1 protein-coding gene is annotated in these 1,335 nt (G+C 36.3%); it reads left to right on the forward strand.

What is annotated here, in order from left to right; all coding sequences use genetic code 11:
- Positions 1–23: 23 nt before the first annotated feature.
- Positions 24–1,335 (forward strand): IS4 family transposase (locus tag QNI15_RS38815; RefSeq protein WP_314037585.1); only part of this gene is annotated, 1,312 nt, incomplete at its 3' end.

Here is a 1,335-nt window from a genome sequence, read left to right on the forward strand (position 1 = left end):
GTTAAGTATTGGGTTAAGTAAGTATGGAAACGAAAATACAAACCCTCTTTTCTACGGTTCATACTTTGCTAATGAGCCAACAGTTCAAGATTGAACATCGAGCGAATCCTCAAAATTTCATCCGACAACGAACGCTTGGTTTTACTGATATCGTTCTGCTACAACTTCACTTATTAGTTAAAAGTCTGAGTGTAGAAGTAGAGAAAGCCCTAAGTCTACTTTCTAAGCCTGTTCATTATACCAAGCAAGCTTTTAGTAAAGCTCGCAAGAAACTTCGTTATACGGCCTTTGTTGCTCTTAATAAACATTTTATTGAGCAGTATTACGCTCTGTCTACCTTTCGTTTGTACAAAAAGCAGTATCTATTGCTGGCTGTTGATGGAAGTCTACTACAATTACCTGTTAGCCAGACTATAGACACGTATTTTGGAGGATGGAAGAACCAGTCTGAGAAATCGATGCCAATGGCTCGTTGTTCACTTATTTATGATCTACTCAATCATATGGTAATTACTTCAGAAATAGCTAGTTGTACTACCAGTGAAAATCAACTTTATTATACTCATCTGGCTTTTCTACAATCATTTGATCGGCACTATTTTTCTCCTAAACCAGTCTATATTATGGATCGCAACTATGCCTCTACCAAGCGGATGTTAGAGCTTTCACTGGCAGGAAATTGGTATGTAATCCGTTGTAAATCCAATTTTTGCAAACAAGTCAAGGACTTTATTGCTTCCAAGCAAACTCAAAGCCAGCTTCGGATTCCCTTACAAACCAAACCACATCTTACTTCCTATTTAAACAGTTTATTTCTCACTAATCCCTCTTTGGTAAATAATCCCTCTTTGGTTCCTACTCATCTAATCACCCGCATTGTGCGTATTGGCTTAACAACAGGAGAAGACGAGTATTTAGTAACTAATACAGATTGGCCTATGGAAGAATTAGCCCATTTATATCAATTACGCTGGGGTATAGAGAGTTACTATCGATTGCTCAAAGAAAAAATGCAATTAGAAAACTTTGCTTCTAAAACAGTTGAAGGTATTAAACAAGAGTTCTTCGCTAAGATCTTCGCTTCTAATCTAGTCTCTGTTTTAATTACTGAGGCTCAGAGCCAAATAGATCAGCAAGCAAATCAAAAGCAACAACTCTTCCACAAACAAACTAAATATTCCTATCGTATTAATCAAAATGTAGCAATTGGTTTAATTAAAGATCATTTGCTACTTTTTCTACTTAATCCCACCATATATATGGTAGATTATCAACAACTTATTGAAAGAATTAAAAAATACAAGATCCCTTGGCGACCAGGACGTACCTTCCCTA

Origin of the sequence: Xanthocytophaga flava, from assembly GCF_030068545.1 — a bacterium.
In the GTDB taxonomy this organism is placed as follows: Bacteria; Bacteroidota; Bacteroidia; order Cytophagales; family 172606-1; genus Xanthocytophaga; species Xanthocytophaga flava.